17 protein-coding genes and 1 pseudogene are annotated in these 18,357 nt (G+C 66.0%); 12 read left to right on the top strand and 6 right to left on the bottom strand.

What is annotated here, in order from left to right:
• Window positions 1–105 precede the first annotated feature (105 nt).
• The 8 genes and pseudogenes from F0U60_RS32415 to F0U60_RS32450 all read left to right on the top strand — a co-directional run bounded on the left by F0U60_RS32415 (window position 106) and on the right by F0U60_RS32450 (window position 7,844).
• On the top strand, window positions 106–1,329 hold the full coding sequence (locus tag F0U60_RS32415) for a hypothetical protein (RefSeq protein ID WP_395805667.1): 1,224 nt from the start codon (window positions 106–108) through the stop codon (window positions 1,327–1,329).
• On the top strand, window positions 1,326–2,105 hold the full coding sequence (locus F0U60_RS32420; RefSeq protein WP_395805669.1) for an AHH domain-containing protein: 780 nt from the start codon (window positions 1,326–1,328) through the stop codon (window positions 2,103–2,105). Before F0U60_RS32415 ends, F0U60_RS32420 begins: the two co-directional genes overlap by 4 nt.
• 26 nt (window positions 2,106–2,131) lie before the next feature.
• Window positions 2,132–2,719 (top strand): imm11 family protein, encoded by a 588-nt coding sequence (locus F0U60_RS32425; protein ID WP_395805671.1) that lies wholly within the window; start codon window positions 2,132–2,134, stop codon window positions 2,717–2,719.
• A gap of 20 nt (window positions 2,720–2,739) precedes the next feature.
• The gene (locus tag F0U60_RS32430) at window positions 2,740–3,567 is read left to right on the top strand and encodes a hypothetical protein (RefSeq protein WP_395805673.1); all 828 of its coding nucleotides are present in this window, start codon (window positions 2,740–2,742) and stop codon (window positions 3,565–3,567) included.
• A 5-nt stretch (window positions 3,568–3,572) separates the two neighbouring features.
• Window positions 3,573–3,917, top strand: a pseudogene (locus F0U60_RS32435) (transposase); the annotation flags it as partial.
• A 129-nt stretch (window positions 3,918–4,046) separates the two neighbouring features.
• Window positions 4,047–5,714: a cell wall anchor protein gene (locus F0U60_RS32440; protein ID WP_395805675.1), complete on the top strand. Its 1,668-nt coding sequence runs from the start codon at window positions 4,047–4,049 to the stop codon at window positions 5,712–5,714.
• Between the two features lie 176 nt (window positions 5,715–5,890).
• Window positions 5,891–7,084: a hypothetical protein gene (locus F0U60_RS32445; RefSeq protein WP_395805677.1), complete on the top strand. Its 1,194-nt coding sequence runs from the start codon at window positions 5,891–5,893 to the stop codon at window positions 7,082–7,084.
• 220 nt (window positions 7,085–7,304) lie between these two features.
• Complete coding sequence (locus tag F0U60_RS32450; protein ID WP_395805679.1) at window positions 7,305–7,844, top strand: hypothetical protein; 540 nt, start codon at window positions 7,305–7,307, stop codon at window positions 7,842–7,844.
• A gap of 87 nt (window positions 7,845–7,931) precedes the next feature.
• Here F0U60_RS32450 and F0U60_RS32455 read toward each other — a convergent pair whose 3' ends face one another.
• On the bottom strand, window positions 7,932–9,125 hold the full coding sequence (locus tag F0U60_RS32455) for a serine hydrolase domain-containing protein (RefSeq protein ID WP_395805681.1): 1,194 nt from the start codon (window positions 9,123–9,125) through the stop codon (window positions 7,932–7,934).
• Between the two features lie 75 nt (window positions 9,126–9,200).
• Here F0U60_RS32455 and F0U60_RS32460 point away from each other — a divergent pair, with 75 nt between their 5' ends.
• On the top strand, window positions 9,201–9,824 hold the full coding sequence (locus F0U60_RS32460) for a TetR/AcrR family transcriptional regulator (protein ID WP_395805683.1): 624 nt from the start codon (window positions 9,201–9,203) through the stop codon (window positions 9,822–9,824).
• 59 nt (window positions 9,825–9,883) lie between these two features.
• Here F0U60_RS32460 and F0U60_RS32465 read toward each other — a convergent pair whose 3' ends face one another.
• From F0U60_RS32465 to F0U60_RS32475, 3 genes are all read right to left on the bottom strand, one after another.
• Complete coding sequence (locus tag F0U60_RS32465; RefSeq protein WP_395805685.1) at window positions 9,884–10,834, bottom strand: glycoside hydrolase family 19 protein; 951 nt, start codon at window positions 10,832–10,834, stop codon at window positions 9,884–9,886.
• A gap of 267 nt (window positions 10,835–11,101) precedes the next feature.
• Complete coding sequence (locus F0U60_RS32470; protein ID WP_395805687.1) at window positions 11,102–11,623, bottom strand: hypothetical protein; 522 nt, start codon at window positions 11,621–11,623, stop codon at window positions 11,102–11,104.
• Between the two features lie 78 nt (window positions 11,624–11,701).
• A complete protein-coding gene (locus tag F0U60_RS32475) occupies window positions 11,702–12,097 on the bottom strand; it encodes a hypothetical protein (protein ID WP_395805689.1) in 396 nt (131 codons plus the stop codon).
• A 110-nt stretch (window positions 12,098–12,207) separates the two neighbouring features.
• Here F0U60_RS32475 and leuS point away from each other — a divergent pair, with 110 nt between their 5' ends.
• On the top strand, window positions 12,208–14,703 hold the full coding sequence (gene leuS / locus F0U60_RS32480; RefSeq protein WP_395805691.1) for a leucine--tRNA ligase: 2,496 nt from the start codon (window positions 12,208–12,210) through the stop codon (window positions 14,701–14,703).
• 57 nt (window positions 14,704–14,760) lie between these two features.
• On the opposite strand, the gene F0U60_RS32485 is transcribed toward leuS, so the two are convergent.
• Window positions 14,761–15,576: an SDR family NAD(P)-dependent oxidoreductase gene (locus tag F0U60_RS32485; protein WP_395805693.1), complete on the bottom strand. Its 816-nt coding sequence runs from the start codon at window positions 15,574–15,576 to the stop codon at window positions 14,761–14,763.
• A gap of 113 nt (window positions 15,577–15,689) precedes the next feature.
• Here F0U60_RS32485 and F0U60_RS32490 point away from each other — a divergent pair, with 113 nt between their 5' ends.
• Together F0U60_RS32490 and F0U60_RS32495 are read left to right on the top strand one after the other, a co-directional pair.
• Entirely contained in the window at window positions 15,690–17,285 is a 1,596-nt protein-coding gene (locus F0U60_RS32490) for a PQQ-binding-like beta-propeller repeat protein (RefSeq protein ID WP_395805695.1), read from the top strand.
• 21 nt (window positions 17,286–17,306) lie between these two features.
• A complete protein-coding gene (locus tag F0U60_RS32495) occupies window positions 17,307–17,684 on the top strand; it encodes a YccF domain-containing protein (RefSeq protein WP_395805697.1) in 378 nt (125 codons plus the stop codon).
• 9 nt (window positions 17,685–17,693) lie between these two features.
• Here F0U60_RS32495 and F0U60_RS32500 read toward each other — a convergent pair whose 3' ends face one another.
• Window positions 17,694–18,284 carry a hypothetical protein gene (locus F0U60_RS32500; protein WP_395805699.1) on the bottom strand — a complete coding sequence of 197 codons (591 nt, stop codon included), beginning with the start codon at window positions 18,282–18,284 and terminating at the stop codon, window positions 17,694–17,696.
• Window positions 18,285–18,357 lie beyond the last annotated feature (73 nt).

Here is an 18,357-nt window from a genome sequence, read left to right on the forward strand (position 1 = left end):
GCTGGACGGGGGCGAGGAGCGGCCAGGCCGCAGGCTTCCATGCCACGAGGACCGGGCGTACGGCCCCAGGGACTCAGCGCCCCCTCCCCTCATGAGGCTTCAGCCATGAGCCAGCGCGTCTCGGCTCAGGAGGTTTCTGGTTCGTGGCAGGGCCAGGGAGTCTCGATTACAGGTCTGGGTCTGGTGTCCGCCCTGGCAGGCGATGTGGTCACCAGCTGCGCCGCCGCACGTGCAGGACTCTCCCGATGGGCGGAGCTGGATGTCCTCGTTTCGGATGAGGAGGCGCTGGAGAGCGTTCCCTTGAAGGGGAAGTCCATTCCCTGGCTCACCGAGGGGTTCGAGGGCATTGGCCGGTTCATCCGGCTCGGGCAGGCCGCGCTCGCGGATCTCCTGGAGTACTCCGGCCTCGATGCCGTAGCACTCCCACGGACGGGGGTCCTCGTGCAACTCCCGGGAGGGGGTCTCCTGGAGACACACGTCACCCGAAGTCTCGCGGCCCTGACGGATGTGAAACTCCGAGCCAGCGTCCTCGCCGAGTTCCGCGACGAGCAGGAACGTGCTCGGGAGTTACTCTCACGCCGGGTGATTCCCGAAACACTGAAGCTGAACGGGCTGTCCCTTCCCGCCCAAGCCATCCAGCAATGCGTGTTCGGTGGGCCCGCGACTTTCGTCCAGATGCTCGCCCACGCCAGCCAGCTTCTGCGGAGTCGGCAGCTCGACCGATGCATCGTCGGCGGCATCGACTCCTACGTGGATCTGGACGTCTTGACGTGTGCGTACGAGCTGGGGCTCGTGAGGACCCCGAGACGGCCCGTGGGGTTCTTTCCAGGCGAAGCGGCTGCCTTCGTATTGCTGGAGCGGACGGATGAGGCCCGAGCGCGCGGTGGACGTATCGAGGCGGCCTTGGGTGCCATGGCCCTCCACCGGGAGTCCTTTCACCGGTTCTCAGGTGCAGCTCCCGTGGGCACCGCGCTCTTCAAGTCCATGTCGAGCTGTCTCGAGCAGAGCAAGGACGCCACCCGGCAGCCCGACCTCGCAATTGTCAACCTGAACGGCGATGAATTCCGCGCCAGAGACTTCGGTACGGCGCTCGTCCGGCTGGCTGGCGCGGGTTTACCGTCCCACTTCCGGCAATGGTACCCCGTTGAGCAGTTTGGAGAGATTGGCGCGACCACGGGGGCTGCTTCAATCTGCCTGGGCGTCAGAGGATTTGCTCGGAATTACGCCAGGAGCCCGAGCATCCTCGTGGCCCTGCTCGATGAGCAGGAAGCCCGCAGCGCCTTCATCCTGGAAAATCCCCACGAGCAGCCTGGCGGGAGGTCCCCATGAGCGGCGATAGTGAAGACCACATCGAGCAACTCAAGACTGACGAGTCCCATCAGGATGGGGAGGGCAACGGCTGTGTCACTCGTTGCATCTGGGAGAAGCAGGGGGACAAGTTCGTCTGCAAGAAGCCAGGGCACGACCACAAGGAGAATGGCTTCAACTATCAGCTCGCCAATGAGGCGGACTGGTACAACCTGGACTTCTACAACCCCGGCGAGGCCCGGCAGCGTTTCGACCAAATCTTCGACACCCCCATCAAGGCCGCGCACCGTGACCCCACGAAGGTCGACAAGGTCTGGTACATGGGGGCCGGCCCCTATGCCCATCTCAACTTCAAGGGCAGCGACTGGTGGCCCTGGGCCAATAACGCCCACCATATCGTCCCGGTTGATGACGTGTTGACGAGCCTCCTGAAGTTCGACGAACTCCTGCTGCTCCAACAGGCGAAGTACAACGTCCACAAGGGCGTGAACATCATCTACCTGCCCAAGTCAGAGAGGCGCAGCAGGCTCTATCAACTTCCCAGACATCCCAAGTATCACAGCACCTACAGCAGGGATGTCCGGCTGGCGGTCGACAGGGTCAAGCTGAAGCTCACCAAGGCGAAGGATCCCGAGGACAAGAATAACCACAAGGCCGTCACCAAGGAGAACGCCCCGGACCTCGCCAATCACTTGCACCAGTTCTCCAAGAGGACTCGCGCGGACCTGCGGGAGTTCGGGCTCAGCAGCCCCGGCTCGCATATCAATCAGCTCTTCGAGTGGATGAACTCACGCTAGCACGCCACATCCCCACGCACGAAACCATGGCCTCATACTTCATCTTCCATGAAGCTCCCGACCCGAAGAACTGTCTCATCGGAAAGTGCCCCGAAGCATTGGATGAGAAGCGATGGAGGATTGCGGAAGGGCTGCGGATGGATGAGCGCTACCCGCCCGATGTCACTCTGCAGATGGACGAGGAGCACCGAGGACTCAACGTTCCCGACCTGGTCGCCAACACCCTCCACCTGTGCATCGTCTCCGGCAGGCTCAAGGCGATGCTTGAGCAAGAGTCAGGCGCCAACATCGAGTTCCTTCCCGCGGCGCTCGCCAATCACAAGGGGCGGCGCGTGACTGGCGAGTACTTCATCGCGAACGTGCTGGACACCTACGATTGCGTCGACCGTGACAAGAGCGATTTCGACACCTTCGCGAGCAAGCCCGACGAGTTCACTGGCCTGTTCCGGCTCAACCTGCGCGAGGACCAGATACCCGCGAACGCGAAGCTCTTCCGCATCAAGCCCATGGGCACCGTGCTCATCGTCCGCGAGGACCTGCGCGCCGCGCTTGAGGCGAAGGGCATGACGGGAGTCAACTACATCGCCATGGGTAGGCGCTGCAGCATCTACTGACCCCGACTGCCTCGCTCATCATGTCCTCGCTCCGACCTACCCCCTTGGAAGTCATCCGGGATGACACGCTGTTCGCGCTCGGAAAGGCCCTCCGCTCCCTACGGGTCGGAGATGCTCGCGAACAATCCGGTGAGGTCTACTCCACGGTGGCGCTCTGCCACCGCCGGCTGGCCTTCTGCGCCCTGCTCGCCCAGGCCGATGCCAGCAGGTTTGCCACCCATCTCTGCCACTCTGGGCGGACCCGCCTCCAGTTCCTGAAGCTCGTCGCTGCCGGGCATGGAAGTGAGCCCCTTTACCGCTGCGCCAGCAAAGCCTTCTCCTTCATTGATGCTCTGGCGGCGGGGCAGCTGGACCTGGCTGTGGAGATTGCCCGCCTCGAAGCAGACAGGAGTGACCCTTCACTTGAGTACGAGGAGGACTTCCTCCTGCACCACTTCCTGCACCGTTTCACAATGCAGTTGCACGCAGGTGTGGCTTCCGAGCTGTCAGGGATTCTGGACCGGTGGGAGTCCATGCTCCAAGGCAATGAGGACAGCTATCTCATGGTCTGCCGGGCGCTTCTGGCGCGAAGCGCCCCGGACTTCAACCAAGCGCTGGAAGACGTCATCGCGGAGCGCATCCTCACCTTCAAGAAAAAGCCCCGCGACGAGGGGCCCAACGACGAGCTGCGCCGCACCGAGGGGGCCATCTTCATGAACGGATTGGCGCTCCTGAGGCTCGCTGAACTGTGCGGGCTGGAGACGTCTCGCGAATATCCGACCCTCCCCGGGATGGCCCGCGTTCCACTGGGTGGGCGCCTCCCCCCCGCGGACGGATGGAGAGACCCGCCCGCGGACATCCTCGACTGACGTTCATAGAGCGGAGGAAGAGGCGCAGTTTCAACCCTGAGTTCAGAGCCGAAGCGATCCGGCTGGTGCGAGAGGGCAGCAAGAGCATCCCCGGTTAGCCAAGGATCTGGACCCCACCAGGTCAGCCCTGATCAACCAGGTGCGAGAGGCCGACGGTGACAAGGGCAAGGAGCCGACAGGTGCGCTGACTGGAGCCGAAAGAGAAGAGCTGGTGCGACTGCGCAAGGAGAACCGCCAGCTGCTGATGGAGCGCGACTTCTTGAAAAAGCGGTGGCCGTCTTCGCGAAGGAGGGCTCGCGGTGAAATTCGAGTCCATTGACGCGGAGAGGGCCCACTTCCCCGTGGATTTTCCGTAGGTGTTGTCGGGCCTGGCGCTGCGTTCGCAACATTTCCCTGCTTTCCTCGATAACCTCTCCCGAATGCGGGAATGCGGTGGGTTCTCGTGGACGTCTGTTGTCTCGCATCACCCCCAAGCAGGAGTGAACTTGAAGTTCTTCAACGGAAGTGTTTCACGCAGACTGTATTGTGTGTCGCTATTCGCGCTCGCGGGGTGTGGCCCCCTCGACCCGGACTCCCCTTCCCTTTCCGAACAGGACGGGGTCTCCGCCGAGGTCGACGCCACCCAACAGGCGCTGTCCACGGTGACGTACCGGAGCAGCACCACGGCGAGCGGAAAGAGCATCACCTCGCTGAGCATCGCGAAGCCCGCGGGAACGGCGGCGGGCGACGTGCTCCTCGCGCGCATCATCAATCGCAACAACGTGGCAGCGGTGGCGACGGCGCCCGCAGGCTGGACGCTCCTGCGCTCGGATCAGAGCGCGTCGCAGATCAAGGCCTGGGTCTTCTACAAGGTCGCAACCGCGTCCGAGCCCACCAGCTACGCGTTCACGATCGACCTCGCCAGCTATATGGCCGGCAGCATCTCGGCCTTCGCTGGCGCGGACCGGATCAATCCCATCGACGCGCACAGCGGCCAGAAGAATGGCCTCACCGCCAGCTTCAACACGCCTGCCCTCTCCACCGCCTCCACTAACGGCCTCGCGGTGTGGTTCGGCTCGCAGATCTGGACGGGCTCCGCGTGCCCCGCAAGCCCCATCGTCCCGCCGTCCGGCTTCACCGAGCCGTTCGATACCTGCCTCGTGTCCTCGTCCACCGGCCTGATCTTCAACGCGGCCTACAAGGACCTGGGCGCCGCTGGCCTCCAGCCCGCGTTCAACGGCAGCTCGCCCTACGCGGAGACGAACATCGCGCAGGTCGTCGCGCTCCGGCCGGCGAATGCCCCCTTCTGCACCGTGGGGGACACGTTCTCCACCACGTACACCACCCAGGGCACCGTGGCGTCCACCGCCGTCGTGGAGCCGTCCGGTCTGGCGGCCAGCCGCCTCACCCCGGGCGTCCTCTACGTACACAACGAGGACACCACCGCCATCGTCGCCATCAGCACCGCCGACGCGAGCACGCGGGGCACCTTCAACGTGTCCAACGTGACGCCCGCGGACTGGGAGGACGTCGCCACCGGGCCCTGCCCCACCGGGCAGTGCATCTACATGGGCGATATCGGCCGCGCGAGCGCCAGCCTCCCCACTCCGCCGTCCACCTTCACCGTCTACCGCATCCCCGAGCCCAACATCGGCGCGGGCCAGACGAGCGGCGACCTCACCGCGCAGGCCTTCCCGTTCCAGTACCCGGACTCGCCCAAGGACGCGGAGACCCTCATGGTGCACCCCACCACCGGGGACATCTACATCATCACCAAGTCGTACGCTGGCGCGAGCAAGGTCTACAAGTTCCCGAAGCCGCTGCCGGCCCCGGGCACGATGTCCACGCTCGTCTTCGTGGCCGACCTCCAGCTCCCCACCTCCGCCACGGATGAAAACTACGGTGCCGCCACCTCGGGCGCCATCCACCCGTGCGCCAACCGCTTCATCCTGCGCACCTACCGCAAGGTCTACGAGTTCCGCGCCGCGACGGGCGCGGCCTTCGATACCGCCTTCGCCGCCACTCCCGTCTCCCTGACGGACACCGCGGAAGGCCAGGGAGAGGCCATCGAGTACGACTCCACTGGCACGAGCTATTACACGATGAGTGAGAGCTCCTATTCCTCGACGTCCTTGATCCTCAGGCTCAAGCGCGTCGCCCGCCAGTAGTCCCCCAGGGCGGCCATGGAAGTCTCCGCATGGCCGCCCCAGCCCGTGCAACGCCCCGAAAACTCGTGGTGCCTGACAGTCGCCAACCCCCCTCGTTGTCCCCGGTCGGCAGATAGGGAATCCTTCCGAAGCGCCCCGCCATCCCCCCCCGCGCGCCTGAGAAGGAGTCACCCCGGATGTCCCTGCGAGCGCTCGCGAAGAAGGCCCTGCCCTGGATCGCGTTTGCCCTGGCGCTCGCATCGCTCGGCTACACGTGGAACTGGGCCCTCGCGAAGGCCTCCGAGCGCCACCTCATCCACCACGCGTTCACCACCGGCACCACGAAGTACATCTTCAGCCTCTGCCCGAGCACCCCGCTCGTGAACGACCTGCCGCGCTGGGTGGGTGACATGCGCGGGTTCTGCCAGAGACACCACCCCACCTGGGGCAACGTGGATCAAGGCACGGCTCGCGCCGAGCTCGACATCGAGAATGGCTCGACGTGGGAAGCCATTCAGCTGCTCTCCAAGCTGGTGCTGGAGGTCTCCCCGGCCAAGGTGCTGTCGCTCCTGCCGCTGGTGGTCATCTCGCTCGCGGGCCTCCTGGGTCTGCAACAACGCGGCTGGCTCAGACGCCACGGCATCAATCCGCTGAGTGTCACCCGCGGCGCCGCATTGGCGATGCTCGTCATCGTCATGCTCACGCTGAGCGCCTCGCTCGTGCTGCTCAACGAGCAGGAAACGGCGACGATGTGCCAGGTGACGGGCAGCACCTATGCCAACCTGCTCTCCATTGACGCGCGCTGCTCCCAACAGACGATGCTGCTGCGCGACACCCAGGCCCTGCTCGAGCAGAAGAAGGACGAGCTGGAGGCCCGTGCCAGCGAGCTGGAGGAGCTCAAGCGGGAGATCGCCTCGCTGGGCGCAATGCGAGACGCCCTGGGCACGTTCAAGACGGAGCTGCAGAGCCAGAACGAGAGCACCCAGCAGCTCATCATGGCTGTTACCGGCGCCACGCTCGACGGCATCAGCAAGGCGGTGGATCCGCTCCACAAGGACGTGAAGGGGTTGGATCAGTCGCTCAAGGCAGCGCTCCAGAGCGAGGAGCTCAAGGACCTCATCCGGCGGGAGGTACGGTCCGCGGTGCAGGAGGATGTCCGCGCGGTGGTGCGCGGGGAGCTGCAGGACTCCATGAAGACGGTCCTGGCGGCGGGCCACGTTCAAGCCCCGCCGCCCGCGGCACCGATTCAGGCCAAGGCGTCGACTGTGGCTCCAGCCAAGGCTGTGCCTCCGCCCCCGGCCACCCGGAAGCCCGCGACCTCAGGGACGCAGGCCAAGCCCACCACCCCCGAGCGCAAGCAACCCACCGCGCCGGCCCAGGGCAAGCGCTGAAGGAGCCGGACAGCCCCACCGGGTTCACACACATGCCCCGCAGGGCAGTCCGGAGTTCTTCAACAAACACAATCATCCTGCCTTTCCCGGCTGCCGACGCTTTCATGTAACGCATTGGCGCCCGGACGCAAAACCTGTCACGCCACCACTGCTAGCTTGGACATCGCATCAACCACAAGGAGCGATTGCCATGTCGATCAAGTCAAGCCAGCTGGTTGCCATGTTAATGATTGGAAGCACCTTCGTGCTCGGAGGCTGCGGAGTGGGCGCCGCGGAAGACGAGACTGACGGCGAAGAGACGACGAGCCTCGCGACCACTCAGCAAGCGATCTACTCCGGGTGGACCCCGTACACCTCGGAAGAATACGCGCCGATCAGCTGTGACGGGGGAAGCCTCATCAGCGCCGTTCAATGCAGTGGCTCCAACTGCGACAACATTCGCATCTACTGCCAGCCCGCGGGCGGCGTTCGTGGCAACTCGTACTGGACCACCTACTTCTCCGAAGAGGGAACCAATTACAGGTACTGTAACTACGGCGCTTGGGTCACGGGGATCGCCTGCAGCGGCTCCTACTGCGACAACATCTCCCTCCAGTGCTCCTACATGAGCAACTTCAGTGAGAAGAATTGCTATTGGACCGGGTGGATGTCCGAGGAGAATGGTGGCTACCTCGGATTCGGTAGCGGCTATTACGCCGTGGGCGTGCAGTGCGGTGGAGGCAACTGCGACAACAAGCGCTACTACGTGTGCCAGCCGTGACAGCGAATTGTACAACCGTCGAATGAGGGGTGAGCCGGAGCTCCTCGTCGGAGACGGCTCACCACGAGGGGGGCTGCACTCCCCCCTTCATTTGCCGGTGTCGTAGAGGGCGTCGCGGATGGCCACGGGGAAGGCTCCCGACATGCCTTCGAGCGCGGTGTTGGTGAGTGCCACGACCGTCAAGCGGCGCTCTGGATCGACGAACCAGCTGTGGCCATAGGCCCCGCCCCACTGGTAGCTCCCAGCCGACTGCGGGCTCCGGGCCTTCACCGGGTCAACGAGCACCGCCGCGCCGAGGCCGAAGCCCCAGCCAGGGCCCTGGGTCTCGGCCTCCGGCCCCACCTGCGCAGCGGTCATCTGCTTGACGGTGGATGCGGCCAACACCGGCGCGCCACCCGTTCGGAGGGTCTCCAGGAGCTTCAGGAAGTCACCCGCCGTTCCCACCATGCCTGCCCCTCCAGAGGGGAAGGCACGCCGGTTCAAGGCACGACCGGGGGCATAGCGGATCCCTCCACCCCCGAATGGCACGACGTGCAACTCGCCCATGCGCACCGGCTCCGGGTGCCCGTCCGCATAGGGTGTCGCGAGCCGCGCGACGTCCTTGACGCTGAAGCCCGTGTCCGACATGCCCAGGGGGCGCGTCACGAGGCGCTCGACGACCGTGGGCAGCGGCGCCCCTCCAGCGCGGGCGACGACCGCCCCCAGGACATCCGTTGCGACGGAGTACCCCCAGCGCGTCCCAGGCTCGGACGACAGCGGAACCGACGCGATACGGCGAAGGTTCTCATCCAGGGTCAGACCGGGCTGGTCCAGGTCCAGACCATCGGAGACCCTCGCCCGGTGATACGGCCCCTGCTCGGACTCGAAGAAGCCATAGGTCAACCCCGCGGTATGGGTCAGGAGCTGGCGCACGGTGATGACGGCTTCACGGCCGTCCGCCAGCTTCGGCCGGAAGGTCGGAAGCCACTTCGTGACGGGAGCGTCCAGCGAGAGCTTGTGCTGCTCCACCAGGGCCAAGGCGGCAACGGACACAATGGGCTTGGACATGGAGGCCAGGCGGAACAGCGCGTCCTCCCGCATGGGCCGCCCCGCCTCACGATCCGCGAAGCCGGCGGCGCGCCGGTAGATGACCTCGCCGTCCTTCGCGACGAGAACGACGGTTCCAACAATCCGCTTCTCCGCGAGCGCTCGATCAATGACCCCATCCAGACGCACCGCGAGGGCGTCCGGAGCCTGTCCAAGACTGGCAACCACCAAGAGGGTGGCGATGGCAGAATACATGGTGCGGCACTCCTGTTTTCCTAGTGACCGCTACGTAAATAAGGCGCTTGCCGCCCCATTTCAATAACGATCGATATGAAAAACAGCTCCCCCCCAGAACGGCGTCCACGAGGACGCCCCCGCGGCTTCGACAGCACGAGGGCGCTCGAGCAGGCGTTGAAGGTGTTCTGGCGACTTGGCTACGAGGGCGCGTCGATCACCGACCTCACGGAGGCGATGGGCATCACGGCGCCCAGTCTCTATGCCGCGTTCGGGTCCAAGGCCGAGCTCTACCGCCAGGCCCTGGAGCTCTACCGGGCCGAGCAGGGCGCCTTCACCGCCCGCGCGCTCGACGAGGAGCCGACCGCCCGCGCGGCCCTCGACAGGATTTTGCGAGAGTCCGCCCGGGAGTTCACCAGTCGGAAGCACCCTCAGGGATGCATGATCTCAACGGCGGTCCTGACGTGTGCGGCCGAGAACCAGCCGATCGCCGAGCATGTCGCCGGACTGAGAGCGGACACGCTGGCGCGGCTCAGGGACTGTATCGCTCGGGGCATTGCCCAAGGAGAGCTGCCGGCCGGGACGAACGCGGAGGCGCTCGCCCGGTATTTCGGCGCCATCATCCAGGGCATGTCGGTCCAGGCGCAGGACGGCGCGAGCGAAGCCGAGCTCCTCGCCCTCGCGGAGATCGCGATGCGCGCCTGGGACAAGAGGGTGTAAAGGAAGAGCCCCGGGAAGTCCTCCCCCGGGGCTCAGGCTGCTACCGAAGCGCGAGTGGCTCAGCAGCCGGTGTTGCCGCCGGGGCTCACGCCCAGCTTGCTCGTGAAGTTCAGGTAGTTGTTCACGCGGCTCTGCACCTGGGCGGGGTTGCGGCCGTTGCACTCCAGGGCGCCGTTGATGGTGCGGATGGTCTCACCAAAGCCCCTGTTGTTGACGATGGCGTTGTGCGCCGTCATGGAGCCCGCGCCCGTCTGCGTCATCCAGAACCAGATGCCGGTGCGCCAGGCGATGGTGGGGTTCTGCGCGACCAGGTCAGGGTTGTTCATGAGGTCCACGCCGAGCGCGTTACCAGCGGCGCAGTAGTTGCCGTTCCACGACAGCTGGATGGGGCCACGGCCGTAGTACCACTTACCCGGAGCGCAGCTGCAGCCCGGGGGGCCCCAGCTGGTGTCGCACATGACACTCTTGTTGATCTCCTCGACGTACACGAGGTGGCCGGTCTCGTGGGCGATGTTGGCGAGGAAGGCCGCCACCTCACGCTTGCGCGTGTCGAGGTCACCCGTGGTGGCGAAGCCGGGGAAGGTATCCGCCGCCGCCGCCAGGGCCGAGTAGGTGTAGAAGCTGTTACGGCCGGGGAACATCGCGTTGAACGTGGCCTCGCTGAGGATGGCGCGCAGCCCGGTGCCGCCATTGCCCCCATCGCCACCACCGCCGTCACCCCCACCGCCATCGCCACCACCGCCACCGCAGTCGCCGCCCTGCTTCCACAGCGACGCTGCCGCCACGGGGTTCCAGCCGCAACCGACACAGGCCGTATGCGAGACGAGCGCCGTGTAGCTGCCGCCGTTGTACGTCACACCGTCGCCCACGTTATAGGACGACCCTTCGGCCCAGGCGCCTCGACAGGCCGCTTCCGCTTCTTGAGAAGCAAGTCCCATCGCCATGGAAGAGAACACCATGGCCGCGGACAGGACGCTCTTCGAAAGGCCACTCAATGACTGTCGCCACATATCAAGTTCTCCTTGATTGATGAGGGTTGGGGGACCCTCGAGACAGCGGATGAACGTCGGCCCTGCTTGGGTCGAGCAGAAGCACGACGCCCTTAATGAGTGGCTCACGCATTTTTTCGGGTTTAAGCCCGTTTCTCGCCCCAACTGCTCGGCGAGGTCTCACTCCTTTCCACCCACAGCGTTTGTCTTCTATTGCTCAAACTTCGCCGGAGAGTGACAAAGGCACCTGTGACCCTCGAGGCTGCGCTCAAGCAGGGGGATGTCGCTTCAGAAGGGAGGTCCTCTCACCTGCACGTCAATGCCGCCCGCGTTGACCAGGACGGCGAACCGCCGCATGAGCTCGTCCCGCTGGGCACTGTTCAGCCCACGCAGCACGCGCCGCATCGCGTGCGCATCCTCCTCTCGCCATCGCCGAGCGCTGCTGGCTTCGTCGACCAGGCGGTGACCCTCCTGGAGTGCCATCAGGCTCTCCGTCGAGGGCTCCGGAGCGGGCGTCCGCGCCTGCTTCTCCTCCTCGCGCCGCGAGCCCAGCTCCTCATGAAGGATGCGGGACAGCTCCGCCTGGAGCCACGTAGCGTCGATGCCGGGAGCCCCAGCCGGTGACGCCACAGCACAGCGTGCCTGCTGCGAAGCCGAGCCGAGCCGGGCCTCCAAGGCCGCCAACTGCGTTCCCTGCTGCGTGAGCAGGCTCAGCAGCTCATCATGAGACGTCTCGGGAGCCGTACCTCTGCCCGCGAGGAAGCCCAGGCCACCACCCAACCCCAGTGTCACCAGGAGAAGCAGCTTCATCTGCGTCTGCATCGGAAATCCCTCTCAGGTGCTGGGAGGGAGCGCGGACTCGTGGGCCGCGCTCCCTCTCCTGCTGGATTACGGACGCTTCGGCTCGAACTCAGAGCTGTGGCCCACGCCCAGATACGTGCACGCGCCACTCGCATCCCACTCGAAGAAGACGAACGCGTCTCCCGAGAGACTCCTCGCCGTTTCCACCAGGACCGGCACCGTCGACGTGCAATAGACAGAGGTGCCGGACGCATTCTTCGCGGTACAGCTCATGTGCTTGCTACCATCGTTGAAGGCGTGCGCGTCGCAGGTGATGAATTGGAGCGCATCCTGACTGTTCCGAGCGGATCCCAAGGTGCCGTACGCCTCCTTCGCCGACAGGTTGATGGTGACCGGTCCGACATACCTGCTCCCCGCCCACGCAGCCGTCCCCGCCAGCACCGCCGCCATGGCACACCCCAACACCACATTCTTCTTCGTCATGTCGTCTTCCTTTGGATTTCAGGACGCGGAGGAAATCCGCGCGCCTGCAGACGGACGCCTCTCGTGCTCATTCAACGCAAAGTGCACTGATGGGCTATAAAGGGCCCCCCATGACGTCACTCGATACCCAGAAGAACGACGCCCGCTGGCAGCAGCAGTGGGAGGACGCCGGCATCTTCCGCGCGGGCACGCCCGATGCCTCCCGTCCCAAGGCGTACATCCTCGACATGTTCCCCTACCCCTCCGGCGCCGGCCTCCACGTCGGCCACCCCGAGGGCTACACCGCCACCGACATCCTCTCGCGCTTCCGCCGCATGCAGGGCTGGAACGTCCTGCACCCCATGGGCTGGGATGCGTTCGGGCTCCCCGCGGAGAACTACGCCATCAAGACGGGCGTCCACCCGGCGAAGACCACCGCCGCGGCGATCGCCACCTTCAAGCGGCAGATCCGCGCCATCGGCCTCTCCTATGACTGGTCCCGGGAGATCTCCACGGCGGACCCGTCCTACTACCGCTGGACGCAGTGGATCTTCCTCCGTCTCTTCGAGCGGGGTCTCGCCTATCAGGCGGACGTTCCCATCAACTGGTGTCCGAGCTGTCGCACCGGTATCGCCAACGAAGAGGTTCACAACGGTGGATGCGAGCGCTGCGGCACCACTGTCGAGCGCCGCGCCATGCGCCAGTGGATGCTGCGCATCACCCGCTACGCGGACCGGTTGGTGGATGACCTCGACGGCGTCGACTGGCCCGACTCCACGTTGTCCATGCAGCGCAACTGGATCGGCCGCTCCCCCGGCGCGGAGATCGACTTCGCCTCGCCCGCGGGGCCCATCAAGGTCTTCACCACTCGGCCAGACACCGTCTTCGGCACCACGTACCTGGTGCTCGCCCCCGAGCATCCGCTCGTCGAGGCCCTGACGACATCCGCGCAGAAGGCAGCCGTCGAGGACTACCGACAGCAGGCCCGGCGCAAGAGCGACCTCGAGCGGACGGACCTCGCCAAGGAGAAGACCGGCGTCTTCACCGGCACCCACGCCACGAACCCGGCAACGGGCCAGCCTGTGCCGGTGTGGATCGCCGACTACGTCCTCACCGGCTACGGCACGGGTGCCATCATGGCCGTGCCCGCGCACGACACGCGCGACCATGCCTTCGCGAAGAAGTTCGGGCTCCCCATCATCGAGGTGGTGAAGGGCGGAAGGGACGTCCAGGAAGAGGCCTTCACCGAGGAGGGCGTGGCTACCGGCTCACCGCCCATCGACGGGCTGCCCACCGCGGAGGCGAAGAAGAAGATCATCCCCTGGCTCGAGCAGAAGGGCGCGGGGAAGGCGGCGGTGAGCTACCGGCTGCGCGACTGGGTCTTCTCCCGCCAGCGCTACTGGGGTGAGCCCATCCCCATCATCCACTGCAAGGGCGCGTGCGGAGGACCCGTGGCGGTGCCCGAAGAGCAGCTCCCCGTGATGCTCCCGGATGTGGAGCGCTACGAGCCCACCGGCACGGGCGAGTCCCCGCTGGCGGCAATCCGGAGCTGGGTGGAGACGAAGTGCCCGAAGTGCGGCGGCCCTGGCGAGCGCGAGACGGACACCATGCCCAACTGGGCGGGCTCGTGCTGGTACTTCCTGCGCTTCATCGACCCGAAGAACGAGCGGGCTCCGTTTGATCCCGAGCTGGTGAAGGCGTGGATGCCGGTGGACGTGTACATCGGCGGCGCCGAGCACGCGGTGCTCCACCTGCTCTACGCGCGCTTCTGGCACAAGTTCCTCTACGACCTGGGCCTGCTCTCCGTGAAGGAGCCCTTCCTGAAGCTGCGTCACCAGGGCATGGTGCTCGCGTACAGCTACCAGGACGAGCGCGGCGCCTACCACCCGTACGACTCGGTGGACTTCAGCACGGACCCGCCAACGCTCAAGGGTGGCGGCAAGCTCGTGGCGCAGATCGAGAAGATGTCCAAGTCCCGGGGCAACGTCGTCAACCCCGAGGAGGTCATCCAGAAGTACGGCGCGGACGGGCTGCGTCTGTACGAGATGTTCATGGGCGACTTCGAGGAGGCGAAGCCGTGGGACGTGCGCGCCATTCAGGGCGTCGCACGGTTCCTCTCGCGCGCCTGGCGCATCGTCGATGAGTGGGAGCCGGCGAAGGCGCCCACCGAGGACACGCACCTCCGGCTCCGTCACGCCACCATCAAGGCCGTGGGCGAGCGCATCGAGTCGTTCAAGTTCAACACCGCCATCTCCGCGCTGATGGAATACTCGAGCGCGCTTGGACAGGGCGCCACTCGGGCGGACCTGGAGACGTTCGTCCTGCTGCTCTGCCCGTTCGCTCCCCACCTGGCGGAGGCCGCGTGGGAGCGGCTCGGGAACAAGCCGTTCGCCTCGACGCAGCCGTGGCCCACGTACGAAGCGGCGCTGACGGTGAACGAGACGCTGGAGGTGGCCGTCCAGGTGAACGGCAAGCTGCGTGGCACGTTCGTGGTGCCCCGGGACTCGGACGAGGCCCTGCTGCAGCAGCGCGCACTGGAGCTCGAGGCCGTGAAGCGTCACATCGAGGGCAAGAGCGTCCGCCGCGTCATCGTGGTCAAGGGCAGGCTGGTCAACGTCGTCGTGTGAGCCACGGCGGTGGCGCCGGTGGAGAACCACCGGCGCTTACCGTTGGAGCGCTCGGGCTCACCCCACCTTGGGGGTGATGCCCAGCGTGTCCGCGTAGCTGTGGAGCCCGCGGATGTGATTGCCGCCGTCGACCGCGATGGTTTCTCCGGTCACCCACGACGCCAGCTCGCTGCACAGGAACGACACCACCTTCGCCACGTCCTCGGGCTCGCCGCACGTCTTGCCAAGCGGCGTGTGAGCGAGGAACTCCCGCCCCATGGGCCCCTCCATGAGTCCCGCCGACTCGGCGAGCGGCGTGAGGATGGCTCCCGGCGCCACGACGTTCACCCGGATTCCGTACCGCCCCAACTCCGAGGCCGCGACCTTCGAGAAGTTCGCCAGCCCCGCCTTGGAGGCGCAGTAGTGGGCCAGACCATCCGTGACGGCCGTCTGGTTCAACGAGGAGATGTTGACGATCGACCCGGGCGTCTTCGCCGCGACGAGCGCCCGCGCGAGCGCCTTCGTGAACAGGAAGGGGCCCTTCAGGTTGATGTCCACGATCGTGTCGAACTCCTCCTCTGGCAGGTCGAGGATGGGGCGGATCGTCGCCGTCCCAGCGTTGTTCACCAGAATGCCGGGCAGACCGAACTCGCGCGTGGCGACCTCGAGCGCCCGGGCCACGTCCTCCGCCCGGACCACATCTCCCGCGAAGGCCACCGCCCGCGAGCGCCCCTCCATCACGCGGTTGAGCTCCGCGGCGGCCTTCTCCACCTTCTCCGGGGTCCGGCCAACGAGGAGCACGTTGGCTCCATCCCGCATCAGTCGCGAGGCGATTCCCAATCCAATCCCCTGCCCCGCTCCCGTCACGATTGCACTGCTCGATACAAGCTTCATCTCTGGCTCCTGAGTCTCAGGGCCTGGAGCCCTACACTTCCCGTGAAAGGGACAAGGACTGGCCCTGGCTTGGTTCTGACGACTACCATCAATCTTCCACGAACCGTGAGCACATGGACCCACCTCGGAGATGGCAGACGCGGTACACGGTGATCCTCGCCACGCTTGTGGCCTGCATCGCCAGCACACCGCGCTCTGCTCTGGCCACGGACTCCGCCCCACGCACCTCTCCCCGCGCCTTCGAGCTCTCGTCAGAGGGGACTGCGCTCGAGCACAGCGTCATCTTCGCGGGCGCGGTGCTCGACGCACCACCCGCTCGCCTGACCCAGCTCTTCCCCGAGCGCTACTCGGAGATCCCCGGAGTCTTCACGTTCCGCGGAGGCCCTACCCGCACGGGCGGCTCCTGGGGCACCTGTCCACTGCGTGAGCGGAAGCTCGAGGTCGCGTGGATTGCCACCACCGGCCGCAGCCGCAGCCACTGGGGCGGAGGCGCCGGTTGGACGGGCCAGCCAGCCATCGTCCAGTGGCCCGCCGTCATCCGTCACTCCATGGGCCGCCTTGGCCCCCGCCGCTTCGAGGATGGCTTCGTCGAGGTCATCCAGGGCTCGCTCGATGGCTCTGTGTATTTCCTGGACCTACGCACCGGCCGCCCCACGCGCCGCCCCATCTCCACCGGAAACCCCATCAAGGGCAGCGTGTCGTTGGATCCTCGCGGCTATCCCCTGCTCTTCGTTGGCCAGGGCATCCCGGAGAGCAAACCCATTGGCCTGCGCGTCTACAACCTCATCACTCACCAGCAGATCTTCTTCCTCCCTGGGAGGGACGCGAAGTCACCGCGCAAGGGCTGGGGCGCCTTCGACAGCTCCGGTCTGCTCAACCGCTCCACCGACAGCTACATCGTGGGGGGTGAGAATGGCCTCTTCTACGTCCTGCGGCTCAACACCGACTTCGACTCCATCGCGCTCACGCTGAAGGTCCGTCCCGAAGTCCTGCGCTACCGCTACGCGCCCCCCGGAGGCAGGCACTACGGCATCGAGAACTCCCTCTCCGTGGTGGGCAACCTGGCCCTCTTCGCCGACAACGGCGGCACGCTGCAGGCGCTCGACCTACGAACCTTCAAGCCGGTGTGGGCCTTCGCCGCGGGTGATGACACGGATGCCAGCCTCGCGGTGGAGCTCGAGGAGGACCGCCCCGTCCTCTACACCGGCACCGAGGTGGACAAGACAGGGCCCCGGGGTCAGTCGTGGCTGCGGAAGTTGGACGGCCTCACCGGCAAGGTCCTCTGGGAGCGCGCCTACCCCTGCCAGGGTGCACGCGAGCCGAAGAAGATCGACGCGGGCGTCTTCGCCACGCCTCTGGTCGGCACAGGGGATGTCGCAGGCCAGGTCGTCTTTACGCTCTCGCGATGCCCGAACTTCTCCAGCGGTCTCATGGTGGCGCTCGACAAGGCCACGGGCGCGGAGCTCTGGCGTCGGCCTCTGGCTCACTTCGCCTGGTCCTCGCCCACTGCCTGCCGGGACGAGCAAGGCCACTCCTTCATCCTGCAAGGCGACATCAGCGGCCAGGTGCACCTGCTCGACGCGCGTACCGGCGAGGCGCTGCACTCGCTCCAACTCAAAGGCGGCATCGAGGCCTCCCCCGCCGTGTTCAATGACATGGCCGTGCTGGCCACACGCGGCGAGTGGATTTACGGCCTGCGCCTCCGCTGAGCCTCGCGTTAAGCTGTCCCCATGCGCCTGCTCCTGAACATCCTCTGGATCATCTTCGGAGGCGGATTTGTCATCTGGCTCGAGTACCTGCTCGGCGGCCTGCTGCTCTGCCTGACGATCGTCGGCATCCCCTTCGGGGTGCAGTGCTTCAAGATGGCCGGGCTGGGGCTGCTGCCCTTCGGCAAGGACATTGTCGACGCGCCAGGAGAGAGCACCATTGGCTGCGTGCTGAACGTGTTCTGGCTCGTCGTCGCCGGGGTGTGGATCTTCCTGAGCCACATCGCGCTCGCCCTGGGGCTCGCGGTGACGATCATCGGCATCCCTTTCGCCATCCAGCACGTCAAGCTGGCGATGCTCGCCCTCACGCCCTTCGGGAAGCTCGTGCGCGAAGCGCCGTGAGCGGACCGCTCAGAAGGCCACGCCAAAGGCCAGGCGCGGCGTGGGGACGAGCTCCACTCGGAGCGCCCCCTCTCCGGGAGCCTCGAGGTCGGGAACCGAGCGGTACTGCGCGGAGAAGCCCGCCGAGAGCGTGAACCGGTTGAACAGCACCAGGGTCCAACCGACGGTCCCGCCGAGCCCCAATCCAATCGCCCTGCGCCGCACGTGGTTCTCGGAGCGGAGCTGATAGTTCACGCTGAACTCGGGTCCGAAGAAGATGCCGCTCGGCGCGTTCCCGAGCACGAAGAGCCGAGTGCCGAGCGTTCCCGACAGCGACAGGTGCCAGAGCTCCGGCGTGCGGCCATAGGCGAACTCGGGCCCCAGGTAGATCGAGAAGCCCTTCCCGAAGGCCCGCTCATACTCAACTCCGAGCTGTGAGTGCCTGAGCGCCAGCGGGTTGAGGGTGAAGGTGTTGCGCGCCCCCAGATCTTCCGGCTCTGGAGGCTTCGGCTTACCCAGGTTCGCGAACCAGTCCCGGACGCGGGTCACAACGTCGGCATGGGCCCTCTGCGGGGTGAGGACGCACAGCGAGAGGAGCAGGATCAGCGCGGCTCGAGGCATGGTCATCCGGGGGCAAGGGGGGCACGCCATCATCGGGCACCCCCGTGGCCCACCTCAAGACGCGTCGGCGCTC

Origin of the sequence: Archangium minus (genome assembly GCF_044360475.1) — a bacterium.
Classification (GTDB): domain Bacteria; phylum Myxococcota; class Myxococcia; order Myxococcales; family Myxococcaceae; genus Archangium; species Archangium minus.